Here is a 17,341-nt window from a genome sequence, read left to right on the forward strand (position 1 = left end):
GCCGCCCGGTCGGTGGACCGGGCGGCGCGGATGCTTCGCGTCAGACGCGCTCGACGCTGAGCGCCACGGCGTCGCCGCCGCCCAGGCAGAGCGTGGCGAGGCCCGTCTCCGCGTCGCGGTCCTTCATCGCGTGCAGCAGCGTGGTCAGCACGCGCGCGCCCGAGGCGCCGATGGGGTGGCCCAGCGCCACCGCGCCGCCGTTCACGTTCACGCGGTCCCAGTCCCACCCCAGCCCCGCGCCGTCGGCCAGCGCCTGCACGGCGAACGCCTCGTTGGCCTCGATCAGGTCGTAGTCGCCGATCTCGGTCCCCTGCTTCGCCATCAGGTTCCTCACCGCCTGGATCGGCGCGAAGAACAGCTCCTTCGGTTCCACCGCGCCGGTCGAGTAGCCGGTGACGCGGGCCAGGATCGTGAGGTTGTGGTCGCGCGCGTACTGCTCGCTCACCACCACCACGGCCGACGCGCCGTCGTTCAGCGCGCTGGCGTTGCCGGCGGTCACGCTCAGCTGATCGGCCGTCAGCTCCTTCGGCGCGTCCTTCGCGAACGCGGGGCGCAGCTTGCCCAGGCTCTCCGCCGTGGTGTCCTCGCGCGGGTTCTCGTCCGTGTCCACCGTCACCGATCCCTTGCGGCCGGCGATCTCCACGGGGACGATCTCCTCCCTGAACTTCCCGGCCTTGATCGCCTCGACGGCCTTGCGGTGCGAGGCCACCGCGAACTCGTCCTGCATCTGCCGGGTGATCCCCGCCTTCCTGGCCGTGTACTCGGCGTGCCCGCCCATGTGCACGTCACAGAACGCGCACCACAGGCCGTCGCGGATCAGCCCGTCCACCAGCTCCTGGTCGCCGAACTTCACCCCGTTGCGCATCCCGTAGATGTAGTACGGCGCGTTCGACATGCTCTCCTGCCCGCCGGCGACGAGGACTTGGTTGTCGCCCGCGCGCACCGACTGCGCCGCCAGCATCACCGCCTTCAGCCCGCTGCCGCACACCTTGTTGATGGTGAGCGCCGAAACGGTCACCGGCAGCCCGGCCTTGATGGCGGCCTGCCGTGCGGGGGCCTGCCCCACGCCGCCCTGCACCACGTTGCCCATGATGACCTCGGCCACGTCCTCGACCGCGATGCCGGCGCGGCTCACCGCCTCGCGGATGGCCACGGCGCCCAGGTCCGGCGCCTGCAGGGTGCTCAGGCCGCCCAGGAACTTGCCGATGGGGGTGCGGACCGCGCTCACGATCACGGGCGTCGTCCGCGGGTCACGTGCGATATCGATCATCTCCGCCTTCCGGTTGTGTTGGTCCCGCGCCTCAAGCTCACCTTCGGTGCCGCCCCGGTCTCAGGCGGCTTCCTCCACCTTCGTCCCCCTGCCGTCCGCCACCGCGTATCCCCACGGGGTGAACGGGTCGTGCGTGCTCACCAGCAGCCACCGCTCGTCGGTCGCGCGCTTCAGCAGCGCGCGCTTGCTCTCCAGCGTCACCAGCGGCTCCACGTCGTATCCCATGATCCACGGGAGCGGAAGATGGGCCATCGTGGGCACCACGTCCGCCAGAAAGCACCCGACTTCTCCGTCGGACGAAATCAGGACGGACTGGTGGTGCGGGCAGTGTCCGGGCGTCCGGTACACCGAAACGCCCGGGATGATCTCCACATCCCCTTCCACCAGTTTCATCCGCCCGGCCTCCATCACCGGGTCGAAATTGTGCGGCAGGTAGCTGGCCGAGGTGCGCTCGTTTGCGCGGTGCGCCCACTCCCACTCGCCGCGCTGCACGTGGTAGGTGGCGTTGGGGAACGAGAGCCGCACCTGCCCGTCCGTGTCGCGGAAGGTGTTGCCGCCCGCGTGGTCGAAGTGGAGATGGGTGTCGATGACGATGGAGATGTCGTCCACCGAGAATCCCGCGGCGGCGATCGCCTCCTGCAGCCGGTCGGGATAACGGGCCTCGGAGGACGCGTTCTCGACGCCGTAGATGTCGATGAACTTCTCGTTCTCCTTGTTCCCCAGCCCGGTCTCCACCAGCACCAGCGCGTCCGGTGTCTCGACGAGGAGGCAGCGCAGGGCGAGGGGGATGCGGTTCCGCTCGTCGGCGGGGATGCGCTTTTCCCACAGCGGCTTGGGGACCACGCCGAACATGGCGCCGCCGTCCAGCCGCTGCAGCCCCGCCTCCAGCGCGTGGATGCGCACGCGCCCGAGGGTGCGGGTGCGCACCAGCGTCTCCGTTGCCAGCGTCCGCTCCGTCACCACGCCGCCTCCATCGACTTCGGCGATTTCGTCCGCTTCTTCCGCTGCGCGCGCTTGCCCAGGACCACCTGCAGCGCGTCCCAGTCGCTGGCGCCGCGGTCCTCCAGGATGTCGATCAGCCGCAGCAGGATCTTCGCCGTGGCCACCGCGTCGTCCAGCGCGCGGTGGCGGTTCTCGATCTCCACCCCGAAGTAGTACGAGAGCGCGTCCAGCTTCCGCGACGGCAGCTCGGGAAGGAGCTTCCGCGCCAGCCGCACCGTGCAGAGCTGGCGGCCGGCGGGCGTGGTCCCCGTGGCCTGCTGCATCTCGTGCGACAGGAAGCGCCAGTCGAACGCCGCGTTGTGCGCGACGAAGACGCGGCCGGCGATCGTCTCGGAGACGCGCGCCGCCACCTCGTGGAAGTGCGGCGCGGCGGCCACCATCGTGTCGCTGATCCCCGTGAGCGCCGTGATCATCCGCGGGATCGCGCGGCACGGGTTCACCAGCGACGAGTACGTTTCGGTGATCCGCCCGCCGCTCACGCACACCGCCGCCACCTCGGTCACCCGGTGCCCGCGCTTTGGCGACCCGCCGGTCGTCTCCAGGTCGACCACGACCCACTCTTCGTCCCGCAATGTCCGCAGCGGAAAGGAGATCTGCTCCGGCTGCTCCCCGTTCCACGGCTCCGTCTTCCGCGACCACCAGGGCGGGCGGGCGGCGGGCGGCGGGGCGGGGGAGACGGACGGGACGCGCGGCGCGGCGAGCGTCCACACGCCGTCGGCCGAGACGGCGAAGCGCGGATCGGTGCCCAGAAGCGAAAAGACCGCGGCCGCCGCGGCGCCGTTGCCATGGACGATGCCGAGCACCTTCGCCGCGACTTCCGCCGTCGGCGTGGGCGACTGCAGGAGATCGAGGGCGCGGCGCACCAGCACCCCGTCCTGCTCGAAGCGGACGTTGTCGAGCGGAAAGGCCAGGCTGCTCACCAGATGTCGTCCCGGCAGATGGGGAGCGTCATGCAGCGGCCGCCCCCGCCGCCCCGCACCAGCTCGGCTCCCTCGAAGGCGATCACCGCGCGGTCGCCGTCCTCGATCTCCACCTCGCCGGTCAGGAACTCGATGGCGTCCACCAGCCGGTATCCCGCGCTTTCCATCTCCCGCATCGTGGCCTCGTTGCGCGTGTAGCCCAGCACCACGCCCGGGCGCACCGCCACGAAGTTGCACCCGCTGGACCACTGCTCGCGCTCCTGCCGCGTGGGGTGACGGCCGCCGCACCAGATGGGGTCCAGCGGCAGGTCCACCTTCTTCAGCGCGGTGAACACGTCGTCGTACGCCTTCACCCCCTTCGCGTCGGGCTTGTAGTACAGCACGGGAAGCCGCGCCGGGCCGAAGAAGTAGGGGGGATAGACCACGCACTGGTCGCGGTCCACCATGGTCATGATCATGTCCAGGTGGATCGCGGGGCTCTCGGCGGGGAGGACGACGACCAGCACGTGCTCGATCCCCGCGGTGCCGCGGAGGCCGTCCACCAGCCCCTCGATGGCCGCGGGGCTCGAGCGCTCCGACAAGCCCACCATCGCCAGGTCGGGGCGCAGGATCAGCACGTCGCCGCCCTCGATGGTGTAGTCGCTGCGGTGCTCCTCGGTGCCGTCGTAGATGAAGCCGCCGTTCTTCAGCTGCGGGTGATACAGGAAGAGCGCCTTCATCAGCAGTTCCTCGGTCCACCGCACCGCGTACCGCATGGCGCCGATGATCACCGCGTCGTTCACCACCATCGCGGCGTCGCGGGTGAAGAACAGGTTGGGAAGCGGCGGCAGCTCCCAGCTCACCTTGTGCAGCATCTTCGAGATGGGGCCCATCGGCGCCTCGACCCCCTCCACGAAGCGGCGGATGAGCTCCGGCCCCGGCATCTCCGCCAGCTCGCCCACCAGCGGCTCCGAAGAGGCCACCTCCATCACGCGATTGACGAGAAAGCGGCGGACCTCCGGCTCGTCCACGATGTCGGCCAGCAGCTCGCGCACGTCCAGCACCTCGCAGAAGCGCGAGAGGATGGCGCGGAAGCGCTGGTGCTCGCGGCGCGCCAGCTCCAGGTCGATGATGTCGTCGTAGAGGAACTGCTCGCGGTTCGACGGCGTGACGGCCAGCAGCTCGGCCCCCGGCGTGTGGCAGAGGACCGTCCGGAGCGCCCCGATCTCGGAGGTGACGCGAACGTGGGGGGTGGTCGATGGGCTCGGCATAGGGCGAAAAACTTAGCCGCGCGCCGGAGGGGCGGCAACACGGAAGCCGCCGCGTGGGACGAATGGAGGACGGGGAGTGCGGATCTGCGGAAGGCGGGGACCCGTGATTCGCGCGATCTACATCATAGGAGGCGGGGTGCGGAAAACGTAGACTTCGATCGGACCGGTAGCGGCGCCATCTTCACACCGGAGGAACCCATGGAAGACGTCCTCTACGTGATCCTCATCGTGATCATCGTCCTGGTCGTGATTGTGGTCGTGCTGGCGCTCGTATCGTACGCCCTGGGAGTCTGGTATTCGTTCACTATCCCCAAGAGCGATCCGGTTCCTCCCGGCGGGACCACGCCCCCCGCGGACAAGCCGTGCAGCCAGTGCGACCGCGACAAGGCCTGGTACGCCGCGCAGCCGGGCTGGAAGCAGGTCGCGGTCGCCGTCTGGTGGGCCGCGGACCGCTCCGCCTGCGCGGCGAAGGGGTGCAGCTAAGTAAGCAGTCCTGAGTCCCAGGTCCTAAGCGACGTCGTCCACATCTCCCGTGGGGTCAAGGACTCAGGACTTAAGACTGAGGACTTAGGACTCAGGACTCAGGACTTTTAACTCGACAGAACTTTTGCGCACCGGCTTGGAAGGCGGTCTATCCGTCCTTCCCGTTGGACAGCGCGAAGGAGAGGCCTTCCAGCTCCAGCGTGGGATCCACGCTGCGCAGCGTGACGCCGCGGGGAACGCGCAGCCGCACGGGGGCGAAGTTCAGCACCGCCTTCACGCCGGCGGCCACCACGCGGTCCACCACGCCCTGCGCCGCCTCGGCGGGAACGGCCACGATGGCGATCTCCACGCGGCGCTCGCGGAGCGTGGCGTCCAGCGCCTCGTCGGGCTGCACGGTCAGGCCGCCCCAGCTCTGGCCGATCTTGGCGGGGTCGTTGTCGAACACGGCGCTGATGTGGAAGCCGCGCCCCTCGAAGTCGCGGAAGCTGCTGAGCGCGCTGCCCAGGCGCCCGGCGCCGATCACGGCCACGTTCCACGGCCGCGTGAGCCCCAGGATCTGCCGGATCTCGAGCAGCAGCTCGGGCACCGAGTACCCCATCCCGCGCTTGCCGAACGACCCGAACAGCGACAGGTCCTTGCGCACCTGCGCCGACGTGGTGCCGCCGCGGCGCGCCAGCTCGCCGCTGGAGATGGTGTCGGCCCCCGCGGCCTCGGCCTCCTGCAGAAAGCGAAGGTAGAGCGAAAGCCGGCGCACCGCCGACTCGGAGATCTTCTTCATGCCCCGAATTGCACTGCGACGCGCGGGCCGCCGCGCAAACACCGCCGCCCGCACAAAAGCTTGTGAAACTATTCACAAGATATGCGCGCACCCGGGGCTCGTCAACGTGCGCGTCACGCATGCGGGTGATCCGGTGCGGGGTCCGTCGGTGGAGTTCTACCCACCCTCCTCTGCCCGGCGAATGAATTCGCGGCAACAACAGCACAAAGTCCGCCTTCGCGGACTGCTCCCATGTACTCGTGCGGGCCAGCCGGCACCGCTGTGTGGATGGTTCGGCCGCATGGGAGCCATCCCCGCACCGGGATGCCGGGGGTGAGAGTCCGCGAAGGCGGACTTTGTGCCCTTGTTGCCGCGAATTTATTCGCCGGGCAAGACCGGGGCGGAGCGCGCCGCCTTCCGTCACCCCGCGGCCGCCTGTCCGGCGAGCTCCTTCTTCGCGATGTCGATCCAGGGCTTCTGGGCCTTGCGGTAGTGGCCGGGCGAGAGCCGGGCGTGGCGCACGATCTCGTCGAACAGCGCGTGCGCCTCGGCGGTGCGGCCCAGCTGCTTCAGGACCAGCGCGTACCGGCAGCGCGCCTCCTCGCCGATCACGGGGCGGGCGAGCAGCGCCCGGTACTCGCGCGCGGCGCCGTCCAGGTCGCCGGCGTCGTCGTAGATGCGGGCGCTCAGCAGGAGGTGGTCGTTGCTCAGCATCGACGCGTTGGCGCGCAGCTGCTCGAAGGTGGCGCGCGCCTCGTCCAGCCGGCCGACGGCGTGGTAGGCCGCCGCCAATTCGAAGAGCAGCGGCACGTCGTCCTCGTACATCCCCACTAGCGACTGGCGGTAGAGGGCGATGGCGTCGTCGGCGCGGCCCGCGCGCAGGTAGCCGCGCGCCAGCTCCATGCGGTTGTTGTGGCTGTTGCTGACCGCCACCTGGTCTTCCAGCCGCTGGATCTCGGCGGCGGGGTTCAGCCGCTCCTTCACCCTCCGCGCGGTGGTGCCGATGGTGTTCCGCGCCCGCATCTCCGGCAGGTACTCCACGAACAGGTACACCAGGCTGCCGACGAAGGGGAAGAAGATGATGATGATCAGCCACCCCGGGTTGCCGCGGCGGATGCAGTGCACGGCGAAGAACACCTGCACCGCGATGACCAGCAGCGATACGCCGTAGAACGGGTAGAAGAACATGGATCGAGAGTGTCGCGGGTGGGGCGCTGGCGGGGCGGAGGATCGGATAAAATCAAGGCAAACGCCCCGCGCCGCAACACTCCCGGCGCGGGGCCATTCTTCTATCGCCCTTCACGGTGTCTCGACGATCCTTTCCCCCGGAGGATGCCGGACTCGCGCGAACCGGACGGGCCGGCGCTCCAGCCTCAGTACCGAATCGCGGGGGTCTGGCCGATCTGCTCGTTGCGCTCCAGCACGTGCAGCATGAAGTCGGCGACGTCGGCGCGGGAGATCCTGGGGAGGAGCTTCTTCTTCGCCGCCGCCTCGGCGCCCGTCCTGTACTTCGCGGTCAGGCGGCCGTTGTTCAGACTCCCCGGGCGCACGATGGTCCAGTCCAGGCTGGCCTCGCGGATCAGCTCCTCCGCCTTCTCCTTGTCGGCGAAGATGTTCTTCAGCAGCGACGGGAGGAGGATCCAGTTGTAGAGCGGCCCCAGCTGCCCCTTGCTGTCGCCCACGCCGAGCGACGAGACGAAGATCAGGCGCCGCACCTTCTGCTTCTTCATCGACGCCAGGATGTTGCGCACGCCGTCCGACAGCACCGTGTTGGGCTTGCGGTCGTTCACCCCCAGCGCGCTCAGCACCGCGTCCTGCCCGCGGATGGCCTCGGCGACGGCCTTCCTGTCGGTGACGTCACCCTGCACCACCTCCAGGCGGTGGTGGATCACCTTCAGCTTGTCGGGGTTGCGCACAAACGCGCGGACCGTGTGCGCGTGCCCCAGCGCCTGCTTCACCAGCTCGCGCCCCGTGCCGCCCGAAGCCCCGAAGACCACCAGGTTCATCCGCCCCTCCTCCGCCGTCGGCCGTTGGTCGTTTCGCGCGCGTGCCTCCGCGAACCGTGTGCCGCGATCTCACATCGACCGGCGAAGAGGATACGGATTCGACAGCGGGGGCGGGGATTCGGTATGATGTGTGTCCAGCAGCCTGTTCATCTTCCCGACGCGAGCGCCGCATGCCCGAGCTGCCGGACGTCACCGTCTACATCGAAGCGCTGGAGAAGCGGATCGTGGGCGATACGCTCCTCGGCATCCGCCTGGCCAATCCGTTCGTGCTGCGCACCGTGCAGCCGCGGCCGGCGGAGATGGCGGGGCGGCGCGTCGTCGCCCTGCGGCGCGTGGGGAAGCGAATCGCGATGGAGCTGGAGGAGGAGCGCTTCATCGTGGTCCACCTGATGGTGGCGGGGCGGTTCCGCTGGCTGGCGGCGGGCGCGAAGGTGCCGGGGAAGATCGGCCTGGCGGCGTTCGACTTCACCCGCGGCACGCTGGTGCTGACCGAGGCGGGAACGAAGCGCCGCGCCTCCATCCACCTGCTGGCGGGTGCGGACGCGCTGGCGGCGCTGGACCCCGGCGGGATGGACGTGATGGCGGCCACGGAAGCCGGGTTCGCGGCCGCGCTGCGCGGCGGGCGCCACACGCTGAAGCGCAGGCTCACCGACCCACACGTCTTCAGCGGCATCGGCAACGCGTACTCCGACGAGATCCTGCACCGCGCCAAGCTGTCGCCCGTGCAGCTCACCACCAACCTGTCGGACGGCGAGGTCGCGCGCCTCTTCGCCGCCGTCCGCGACACGCTGGCCGAGTGGACCGAGCGCCTGCGCCGCGAGGCGGGAGACGGGTTTCCCGAGAAGGTGCGGGCGTTCCACCCGGAGATGGCGGTGCACGGGAAGTACGGCCAGCCGTGCCCCGTCTGCGGCGCGCCGGTGCAGCGAATCGTCTACGCCGAGAACGAGACCCACTACTGCGCCCGCTGCCAGACGGGCGGCCGCCTCCTCGCCGACCGCTCCCTCTCGCGCCTGCTCAAGGGCGATTGGCCGAAGTCCATCGACGAGCTGGGGTGAAACGGCGGCGGCGGAAGTTCCACCCGTGGAACTTCCGCCGCTGGAACTTCCATCGCTGGAAGCTCCATCATCTCCCTACCGCTTTACCGCCCGGCCGTGCCCGTGGCGGGGACGAGGCGCGCGATCCACAGCCCCGAGTTGAAGTCGGTGGCGAACACCAGCCCGTTGTGCGGCACCGCCGACCAGGCGAAGGGAAAGTCGCGCACGGCGGCGTGCTCGTCGGTGGTGGTGATCGCCGCCAGCTCGCGGCCGCGCAGCTCGCCGTTCAGGTCGCCGGAGACGTCCACGGCGCGGAGGCCGCCGCTCCACGCGGCCGCGTACAGCGTGTCGTTCTGCACCCAGAACGAGTGCACGCCGCTGTTCGGCACCGTGTAGCTCGCGATCTCCTTCGGCACGCCGGGGTTCGACACGTCCAGCACGTGCACGTAGCCGCCGGTGTCGAAGCGGCGGTTCAGGTCGGCGTTGGGCGGCAGGATCTGGTCGCCCACGAACACGTAGCGCTTTCCCGCGCGGCTGGTGTAGGGGAAGGCGTACGCCGTGTTGCCGTAGCGCTCGCCGTGCCACTGCGTGCGGTAGCGGAAGAGCGAGACCAGCTTCGGCCGGCGCGGCGTTCCCTCCTTCACCCCGTTCCCCACGTCCACGATGGCCAGGCCGTCGTCCCAGTAGCTCAGGTAGGCCAGGCCGTCCTTCACCATCACGTCCTGCAGGAAGCGGTTGGGGCTCTCGGGCACCCCCCATCGCCCCACCTCGCGCGGGTCGCGGGGATCGGTGAGGTCCACGATCGCCATCTCCGACGTGCCGTGGTCCACCACGTAGGCGTAGGTGCCGTCGATCCACACGTTCTGCACGCCGCCGGTGAGCGTCTCCCAGTAGTCGGCGACGGGCTTCGGGTGCGCGGGATCGGCCAGGTCCAGCACCACGATGCCGTTGCGGCGGCTCTGCGCGCCGTCGCGGGTGAGCACCGCCAGCGTGCCGGCCGCGTTCACCGCCACGCCGTTGATCCGCTGCGCGTCCACCATCACCGAGTCGGTGATGCGCGGGCGAGCGGGGTCGCTCACGTCCCACGCGTACATGCGCCCGGCCGCGCACCCCGCGCACGCGCCGAAGGTGCCCGTGTACGCGTAGTCGCGCCCGTCGGCGCCGCGGAACACCGCCAGCGCGGTGGAGCGGGTGTGCGTCACCGGCCCGCGCCCCACCAGCTCGAAGCGCGCCTGCGCCGCGGCGGGCACGGCCGTCACCAGCAGGGTGGAGATGAGGATGATCGTGCGGATCGGGTTCATGTGCGGCTCGGAATCGGTGGATCGCGACGGATGGCGATGCGGGGATGAGCCCGCCGGAAAAGCATTGTCCCGCCGGCCGCGCGCGTCAACAGAACGTCCACCCCGCCGCCCGTCTGACGCGGATCGCCGCGAGGCCTGCAGGGGCCGATGCACAGGGCTCCTGCAAGGGCGACTGAAGTCGCGGCAACACCAGCACAAAGTCCCTTCGGGACTGCACCCCAGCTTTGGCCCCGGCCGGCTACACCGGTGCGGGAAATCTCGGCTGCACCGATACCGGTTGAAGGCCAGGATGCATGACAGCAGTCCCGAAGGGACTTTGTGCTGTTGTTGCCCGCGAATTTATTCGCCGGGTATGGCTGGGACGCGACGAAGCCGGCACCCCCGCGGGATGCCGGCTTCGCTCGTCGATCATCAGTCGACCGTGATCATCGGCGGCGGCATCCGTCAGGAAGACACGGAAGCCGGCGCCCACCCTCGTCTACCGGATCCGCTCCTCCAGGTAGCGCACGACCTCGTCCTGCGAGATGCGGGTCTGCTGCATGGTGTCGCGCTCGCGGACGGTCACGGTGCCGTCGGCCATCGTCTCGCCGTCCACGGTGATGCCGAACGGCGTGCCGGCCTCGTCCTGCCGCCGGTAGCGCCGCCCGATGGCGCCGGACTCGTCGTAGAAGCTGGGGATGCCGCGGGCGCGCAGGTCCTCGTGGATCTGCGTGGCGCGCTCCGGCATCCCGTCCTTCTTCACCAGCGGGAACACGCCGGCCTTCAGCGGCGCCAGCGACGGCTTGATGCTCAGCACCGTGCGCACCTCGCCCTCCACCTCTTCCTCGCGGTAGGCGTTGGCGAGCACCGCCAGCGTCACGCGGTCGGCGCCGGCGCTGGTCTCGATGATGTACGGCAGGTAGCGCTCGTTGGCCTGCGGGTCCACGTACTGCAGCTTCTTGCCGCTGTACTCCTGGTGCCGGCCCAGGTCGAAGTCGGTGCGGTTGTGGATTCCCTCGATCTCGCCCCACCCCTCGTCGCCGATGGTGCCGCCGAAGAAGAACTCCACGTCGCCCGCGGCGCTGGCGTAGTGCGCCAGCTTCTCGTGCGGATGGTAGCGCAGCCGGTCGGCCGCCAGCCCGATGGTTTCCTGATGCCACTTCCAGCGCAGCTCGCGCCAGCGCTCGAACCACTCGCCGTCGGTGCCGGGCTTCACGAAGAACTGCATCTCCATCTGCTCGAACTCGAGCGTGCGGAAGGTGAAGTTCCCGGGGGTGATCTCGTTGCGGAACGCCTTGCCGATCTGCGCGATGCCGAAGGGGATCTTCTGCCGCGCGCTCTGCTGCACGTTCAGGAAGTTCACGTAGATCCCCTGCGCCGTTTCCGGGCGCAGGTAGATGACGTCGGCCGAGTCCTCGGCGGCGCCCTTCTGCGTCTTGAACATCAGGTTGAACTGGCGCGGCTCGGTCCACTGCCCGCTCTTGCCGCAGCTGGGGCACTGCGCGTGCTCCAGGTCCGCCGCGCCCGTCTCGGCCAGCAGGATGTCCACGCGGAAGCGGCGGTGGCAGTTGCGGCACTCCACCAGCGGATCGGTGAAGTTCTCCACGTGGCCGCTGGCCTCCCACACGCGCGGGTGCATGAGGATGGCCGCGTCCAGCCCCTCGATGTCGTCGCGCATGTGCACCATGGCGCGCCACCAGGCCTCCTTCACGTTCCGCTTCAGCTCCACGCCCAGCGGACCGTAGTCCCACACGCTCCCGGTGCCGCCGTAGATCTCGGAGGACTGGAAGACGTATCCCCTGCGCTTGGAAAGGGATACGAGCTTGTCCATGAGTTCGGTGTCCGCCATGCCTGCCTTGCGTCCGTCCAGATTGAAGGCGCGTTCCCAGCGCCGGATGATTCCCGGGGATGTGAAGCGGGGGATATTAGCCGACGCGTCAAGGGACGGCAATCGCGAGGCGGGGCGGCGGGCGGAGCGTGGACGGTGCGTGTGGATGCGGCCCCGTCCGGGGAATGGAATTCCCCGGCAACAACCGCACGAAGTCCCTGCGGGACTGCACCCCGGCTTCACCGCGAGCGGGCGACGGGCGCGGAAAGGTCCGGCCGCACCCAAGGTGCCGCCGCGCCCGGATGCTCGCCAGCAGTCCCGCAGGGACTTTGTGCCCTTGTAGCCCTCCAATTCATTGGAGGGAGCGGGGGCGCCGGATCGGGTTATTCGCTGTTGGGAGCGGACGGGTAGGACCGCCTCAGGCCGCCATCTGCTGCGCCGCCACGGGCAGCTCCAGCCGCGTGAACAGCTCGAAGAGCCGCGGATCCAGGCGGGTGCCGGCCTCGGCGGCCATGATGGAGAGCGTGCGCTCGTGCGGAAAGCCGCGGCGGTACGGGCGGTCGCTGGCCAGCGCGTCGTACACGTCGGCCACGCACAGGATGCGCGCGGGAAGGGGGATGGAGTCGCCCGCGAGCCCGGCCGGGTACCCGCTCCCGTCCCACGCCTCGTGGTGGTGGCGCACCATGGGGCGGATGTCCCACGGGAACTCGATGTCGCCGATCAGCTCCACGCCGGCGTCGGGGTGGCGCTCGATGACCGCGCGCTCGTCGGGCGTCAGCTTCCCCGGCTTGTTCAGGATCTCGGGCGGGACCACGATCTTCCCCACGTCGTGCAGCAGCGCGCCCATGCGGAACCAGAGCAGCACGTCCGGATCCAGCCCCGCCGCCGTGGCCAGCGCGCAGGCGTAGCTGGCCACGCGCTCGCAGTGGCCGCGGGTGTAGTGGTCGGCCGACTCGATCGACTGGCCCCACGCCGCCACGATGTTCACGAAGGTGGACTCCAGCTCCCCCAGCTGCCCGTCCACCTCGGCCAGGTCGCGCCGGGCCTGCAGGCGGGAGAAGAGCCCGTGCGCGCGGTTCAGCGCCTGCAGCGTCTCCCGGTGCTGGTGCCGCGTCCAGTGCAGCCGCGCCTGCTCGCGCGCCGTCTCGGCGCCCAGCAGCAGGTCGCCGCGCTCGTCCGCGATCCGCGCGGCGCGCCCCAGGTTGCGCGCGGCGGCGCCCCAGTCGCCCGTCTCCCGCGCGATGACGCCCAGGTGCTTGGACACCTCGGCCAGCGTGGCCGTCTCGCCGGTGGACACCGCCAGCCGCCGCGCCCGCGTGCACGCCATCCGCGCCTCCGCCCACCGCTTCTGCGCGATCAGCACCTCGATGCGGTTGCCCTCGATCTTCGCCCGCCCCGCCGCGTCGCCCAGCTCGTCGCACACCCGCAGCGCCTCGGCGAAGGCGCGGTCGGCCGCGCGCCACCGCCGCAGGTCGGTGAAGAGCATGGCCAGGTTGTTCAGCGCGTGCGGTAGCGAGGGATTGGTGCCGAGCGTCCGGTGCACGGCCAGGCTCGCGCGATACCTCTTCAGCGCGGTGCGGTACTCGCCGCGGATGTTGGCCACGATCCCCAGGTTCGTCTCCGCCATCGCCACCACGGGCGGAAGGTCGGCCGCCCTCGCCAGGTCGCGAGCGAGCGAGTGGAGACTCTCGGCCCGCTCCAGATCGCCCCGCTCGCGCTCGATCAACCCCAGCAGGTTGTTCGCATGCGCCTCGCCCGCCAGGTCGCCCGCCAGCTGCGACACCGCGAGCGCCGTTTCGGCGATCTCGCCGGCGACTTCGATGGTCCCGCCGTCGAGGTGCGTGCGGGCGATCCACCGCAGCAGCGAAGCCGCCAACGGCTCCTGGCCGGGAGCGCGCAGGCGGAACAGCGCCGCCTCGTAGTGCTCCCGTGCAGCCGGGCGGTCACCATCGCGTTCGGCAACCTGGCCGGCCTCGATCAGCGCGTCGAGCGTGATCGGAGCAGCCGTATCTTGACTGGGGATCATCCAGGAGGAGAGACGAGGCGCGGAAGAGAGAACCGGGGAGGAAGTTCCCGTCTGCCGCGCCTCAGCGCAAGTGCTTCAAAATCGAGGAGATACGTGGTGGCGCAAGCGCAGCGGCCACGTCGTGCACCCCTGTTCCGGATTTCTCAGCGTCCGCCCGCCATGCGGCTTCCCGAGGCCCCCATGTACCCGCTCTTCCTCGTGACTGCGTAGCCCGAGAAGTGGCGGATGGTGAAGGTGGTGCGGAGGCGGAGCAGGTCGAGCGTGGCGGGGCGGGTCTCGCTGATGGTGGCCACGCCGTCGCCCAGCAGCGACGCGTCGGCGAAATAGCCGCCCTGCAGCGGGGTGGAAAGCAGCTGCCCGAGCACGCTGGTGAGCCCCAGGTCCTGCGAGATCACCGGCTCCCTGGCGAACACGATTCCGTGCGGCTCGAACTCGTACGCCACGTTGCTCCCCGCGAGCGCCGTGGCCCGCACCGTCACCGGCGCCGATACCGCGCCCGCCGGGAAGGTGATGCGGAACCCCGCCTGCGGGATGGCGATGGTGCCGCCGGCGCTGCCGATGGTGGCCGTGGCAGTGTAGTTCTGCTGCAACGGTAGCGTGCGCTGCACCACGCTCACCAGGAGACCATCGATGAGCCCGCCGGCGCGGCCCGCCGGGGTGCGCGGCGCGTCGCCGGAGGTGACCGTGTCGTTGCAGCCGGCGGCGGCAACAAGCAGCGCCGCCGCGGCAATTACGCGCAGTGCCGGAGATCTCATGGGAATCGTTCTGGAGAAGGGGAACCGGATTTCGAAGGACGCCGGGAGTGCGGCGGGAGCATAATTATGCATCCGGGCGAATCATCGCGCCAGAGTCTTCTGCTCCCGTCCTGCGTAGCAGTGCAGGCTCCGTGCCGCGGGATGAGCAGCGCTCAGTTGCCCGCGGGTCCGGACGAAAGCTCCGCGATCGCCCGCGCCAGCGCCGCGGCCGGGTCCGCCGCGGCGGTGACGGAGCGGCCCAGGACGACGTAGTCCGCGCCCAGCCGCGCGGCCTCGGCCGGCGTGGCCACGCGCGACTGGTCGCCCGCCGCGTCGCCGGCCAGGCGGATGCCGGGGGTGAGGACCAGCATCTCCTCGCCCGCGGCGCGGCGCACGGCGGGGAGCTCGCGCACCGAGGCGACGGCGCCGGGGATGCCGCACGCCTTCGCCAGCGCGGCGAGCCGGGCGACCTCGTCCTCCGCCGTCACCGCGCCCCGCCCCCACGCCTGCGCCAGCCCGGCATCGTCCAGCGAGGTGAGGACGGTGACGGCCAGGAGCTTCAGCGGCGACCCCGCCGCCGCGTCCGCCGCCGCGCGGAGCATGGCCGCGCCGCCCGAGGCGTGCACCGTCAGCAGCTCCACGTCCAGCTCGATGGCGCTCTTCACCGCGTGGGCCACGGTGTTGGGAATGTCGTGCAGCTTCAGGTCGAGGAAGACGCGGATGCCGCTTCCCCGCAGCGCGTGGACGATGGCCGGGCCCTCGGCGGTGAAGAGCTGCAGGCCCACCTTCACGAACTCCACGCCGCGGCCCAGCCGCTCCAGCAGCGCGAGCACGCCGTCCGCGTCCGGCACGTCGAGGGCGATGATCGGCACGGGCGTCTTCACATCCATCTCCCTGTGGCTGGTGAGAAAACGGCCCGCCGGATGATTCCGGCGGGCCGCTGGCGTCTCGGCCGGGGGGCGAATCTACCCTACTCGCTGGCGGGGCGCACGCCCGGGCGCTCGAAGTAGGCGCGCACCGCGTCGGCCAGCTGCTTTGCGATGGTGGCCTCCATGTCGCGGTCGTTCAGGATCTGCTCCTCGCGCGAGTTGGAGATGAACCCGATCTCCACCAGCACCGCGGGCATGAAGGTGCCGCGCAGCACCGCGAACCCGGCCTGCTTCACCCCGCGGTCCGGGCCGGGGTGGATGGCGCGCAGCCCGTCCTGGATGCGCTGCGCCCACTCGCTGCTCTCGCGCAGGTAGTGGTTCTGGCGCAGGTCGGTGAGGATGAAGCCCAGCGCGTCGCCGTTCGCGGCGTGCTCCTCGTACTGCACCGAGGCGTTCTCGAAGTTGGCCACCCGCTGCGCGTCGGCCGTGCGCGCCTCAGACAGGAAGTACGTCTCGTACCCCTTCTCGGCGCGGCTCTCGTTGGCGTTGCAGTGGATGGAGATGAACACCGCCGGCTGCCCCTCGCCGCGCCAGCGGTTGGCGAAGCGCGCGCGGTCGTGCAGGGCAATGAGGGTGTCGCGGTCGCGCGTCATCCGCACGTCCAGCGTGGGATCGTCGCGCAGCAGCTCCGCCACCATCCGCGCCACCCGCAGCGTCACGTCCTTCTCCCGCGTGCCGCCGGGCCCGCGCGCGCCGGGGTCCACCCCGCCGTGCCCCGCGTCCACCACCACCAGCCGTCTCACCGGCCGCGCCGAGGCGTTCTGCACCGGCATGGCGGACGGCTGCGCGGGGGCCGCCGCTTCCGCGGACGGGGCGCCGGACGTCGCCGCGTCGAGCTTCGCCAGGACGGGGCGGATCGCGTGGTGCTCCGCGTCGGCCATCATTGCCCCGCGCGACCAGTCCAGCAGCGGCCGGCCGAAGAACTCGACGGGGACGTAGAGGATGCCGTCTTCCAGGTAGACCGGATGCTCGAGCGTCCGCGTCTGCCCGGCAATGCGGACGTCGGCGGAGCCCGCGGCGAAGCGCGCCTCCACCCCGCCGAAGCGGGCGGTCACGGCGTCGTCGCCGTACGCCATCTCGGCGCCCATCGTCACCAGCACCGACGCGGGAAGGGCGGCGTAGCCGCGGGAGGTGGATTCGCGCACCTCGACGGGCGTGCGGGCCGTCTCCAGCCGCCACGATGCCGGGGCGGCCTGGGAAGCGAGGGAGCGGGGGACGGCGAGGGAGAGCAGGGCCAGCAGGAGGGCGGCGGGGCGACGGATCATCAGAACTCCTTCTCCTTGAATCCGCGTTCCACGTCGCGCTTCTCGGCGCGCTCGCGCAGCGCGTCGCGCTTGTCGTGCAGCTTCTTCCCGCGCACCAGGGCCAGGTTCACCTTGGCGATCCCGTTGCTGAAGTGGATGTCCAGCGGCACCAGCGTGAGCCCCTTCTGCTCCACCTGGCCCACCAGCTTGCGCAGCTCGGAGCGGTGCATCAGCAGCTTGCGGGGGCGCAGCGGGTCGTGGTTGAAGCGGTTGGCCTGCTCGTACGGCGAGATGTGCAGGTTGTACAGCCACAGCTCGCCGCCGCTCAGCGTGGCGAAGGCGTCGGACATGTTGGCCTTGCCGTCGCGCAGGCTCTTCACCTCGGTGCCCTGCAGCACGATCCCCGCCTCCCAGGTTTCCAGCACGTGGAATTCGTGCCGCGCCTTGCGGTTCTGTGCGGCGATGCGGTCACCGGACCGCTCTTTGGGCTGGGGATTGTTCATCTATCTATGACGCGTGATGTCGGCGGAGTCAATGCCGGTGAATGTTACGTGATTGCAACGAAGTGCGAAAGTGCG

At 70.3% G+C, this 17,341-nt stretch carries 16 protein-coding genes; 2 read left to right on the top strand and 14 right to left on the bottom strand.

The features are described 5' to 3' along the window. Nucleotides 1-40: 40 nt before the first annotated feature. Genes VLK66_RS07570 through VLK66_RS07585 form a run of 4 tightly spaced genes read right to left on the bottom strand, consistent with a single transcriptional unit; the run spans nucleotide 41 to nucleotide 4,442 of the window. On the bottom strand, nucleotides 41-1,270 hold the full coding sequence (locus VLK66_RS07570; protein ID WP_325308780.1) for an acetyl-CoA C-acetyltransferase: 1,230 nt from the start codon (nucleotides 1,268-1,270) through the stop codon (nucleotides 41-43). 60 nt (nucleotides 1,271-1,330) lie between these two features. Continuing rightward, nucleotides 1,331-2,230 (bottom strand): MBL fold metallo-hydrolase, encoded by a 900-nt coding sequence (locus VLK66_RS07575; RefSeq protein ID WP_325308781.1) that lies wholly within the window; start codon nucleotides 2,228-2,230, stop codon nucleotides 1,331-1,333. Beyond that, nucleotides 2,227-3,192 carry a 3'-5' exonuclease gene (locus VLK66_RS07580; RefSeq protein WP_325308782.1) on the bottom strand — a complete coding sequence of 322 codons (966 nt, stop codon included), beginning with the start codon at nucleotides 3,190-3,192 and terminating at the stop codon, nucleotides 2,227-2,229. Before VLK66_RS07580 ends, VLK66_RS07575 begins: the two co-directional genes overlap by 4 nt. After that, nucleotides 3,189-4,442, bottom strand: coding sequence for an arginine deiminase family protein (locus VLK66_RS07585; protein ID WP_325308783.1), 1,254 nt, complete (start codon nucleotides 4,440-4,442; stop codon nucleotides 3,189-3,191). The genes VLK66_RS07580 and VLK66_RS07585 overlap by 4 nt, the downstream gene beginning before the upstream one ends. A gap of 198 nt (nucleotides 4,443-4,640) precedes the next feature. Here VLK66_RS07585 and VLK66_RS07590 point away from each other — a divergent pair, with 198 nt between their 5' ends. Beyond that, the gene (locus VLK66_RS07590) at nucleotides 4,641-4,925 is read left to right on the top strand and encodes a hypothetical protein (protein WP_325308784.1); all 285 of its coding nucleotides are present in this window, start codon (nucleotides 4,641-4,643) and stop codon (nucleotides 4,923-4,925) included. A 148-nt stretch (nucleotides 4,926-5,073) separates the two neighbouring features. On the opposite strand, the gene VLK66_RS07595 is transcribed toward VLK66_RS07590, so the two are convergent. From VLK66_RS07595 to VLK66_RS07605, 3 genes are all read right to left on the bottom strand, one after another. Next, nucleotides 5,074-5,757, bottom strand: a complete 684-nt coding sequence (locus VLK66_RS07595) for a redox-sensing transcriptional repressor Rex (protein ID WP_325308785.1) — start codon at nucleotides 5,755-5,757, stop codon at nucleotides 5,074-5,076. 345 nt (nucleotides 5,758-6,102) lie between these two features. Next, complete coding sequence (locus VLK66_RS07600) at nucleotides 6,103-6,870, bottom strand: tetratricopeptide repeat protein (protein ID WP_325308786.1); 768 nt, start codon at nucleotides 6,868-6,870, stop codon at nucleotides 6,103-6,105. A gap of 185 nt (nucleotides 6,871-7,055) precedes the next feature. After that, entirely contained in the window at nucleotides 7,056-7,688 is a 633-nt protein-coding gene (locus VLK66_RS07605; RefSeq protein ID WP_325308787.1) for an SDR family oxidoreductase, read from the bottom strand. Between the two features lie 170 nt (nucleotides 7,689-7,858). Between VLK66_RS07605 and VLK66_RS07610 the strand changes: the two genes are divergently transcribed. Continuing rightward, complete coding sequence (locus tag VLK66_RS07610) at nucleotides 7,859-8,743, top strand: DNA-formamidopyrimidine glycosylase family protein (protein WP_325308788.1); 885 nt, start codon at nucleotides 7,859-7,861, stop codon at nucleotides 8,741-8,743. An 83-nt stretch (nucleotides 8,744-8,826) separates the two neighbouring features. Here the strand turns inward: VLK66_RS07610 and VLK66_RS07615 are convergent, their stop codons facing one another. From VLK66_RS07615 to smpB, 7 genes are all read right to left on the bottom strand, one after another. Then, nucleotides 8,827-10,023 carry a hypothetical protein gene (locus VLK66_RS07615; protein WP_325308789.1) on the bottom strand — a complete coding sequence of 399 codons (1,197 nt, stop codon included), beginning with the start codon at nucleotides 10,021-10,023 and terminating at the stop codon, nucleotides 8,827-8,829. Between the two features lie 478 nt (nucleotides 10,024-10,501). Continuing rightward, a complete protein-coding gene (locus tag VLK66_RS07620) occupies nucleotides 10,502-11,833 on the bottom strand; it encodes a glycine--tRNA ligase (RefSeq protein WP_325308790.1) in 1,332 nt (443 codons plus the stop codon). 415 nt (nucleotides 11,834-12,248) lie between these two features. Continuing rightward, nucleotides 12,249-13,706 (bottom strand): HD domain-containing phosphohydrolase, encoded by a 1,458-nt coding sequence (locus VLK66_RS07625; RefSeq protein WP_325308791.1) that lies wholly within the window; start codon nucleotides 13,704-13,706, stop codon nucleotides 12,249-12,251. A gap of 293 nt (nucleotides 13,707-13,999) precedes the next feature. Continuing rightward, entirely contained in the window at nucleotides 14,000-14,611 is a 612-nt protein-coding gene (locus VLK66_RS07630) for a hypothetical protein (RefSeq protein WP_325308792.1), read from the bottom strand. A 152-nt stretch (nucleotides 14,612-14,763) separates the two neighbouring features. Then, nucleotides 14,764-15,480, bottom strand: a complete 717-nt coding sequence (gene pyrF / locus VLK66_RS07635) for an orotidine-5'-phosphate decarboxylase (RefSeq protein WP_349260492.1) — start codon at nucleotides 15,478-15,480, stop codon at nucleotides 14,764-14,766. Between the two features lie 80 nt (nucleotides 15,481-15,560). Further along, nucleotides 15,561-16,784, bottom strand: coding sequence for an N-acetylmuramoyl-L-alanine amidase (locus VLK66_RS07640; protein ID WP_325308794.1), 1,224 nt, complete (start codon nucleotides 16,782-16,784; stop codon nucleotides 15,561-15,563). Next, nucleotides 16,784-17,266, bottom strand: a complete 483-nt coding sequence (smpB, locus tag VLK66_RS07645) for an SsrA-binding protein SmpB (RefSeq protein WP_325308795.1) — start codon at nucleotides 17,264-17,266, stop codon at nucleotides 16,784-16,786. The genes VLK66_RS07640 and smpB overlap by 1 nt, the downstream gene beginning before the upstream one ends. Nucleotides 17,267-17,341: the final 75 nt, after the last annotated feature.

Source organism: Longimicrobium sp. (genome assembly GCF_035474595.1).
Classification (GTDB): domain Bacteria; phylum Gemmatimonadota; class Gemmatimonadetes; order Longimicrobiales; family Longimicrobiaceae; genus Longimicrobium.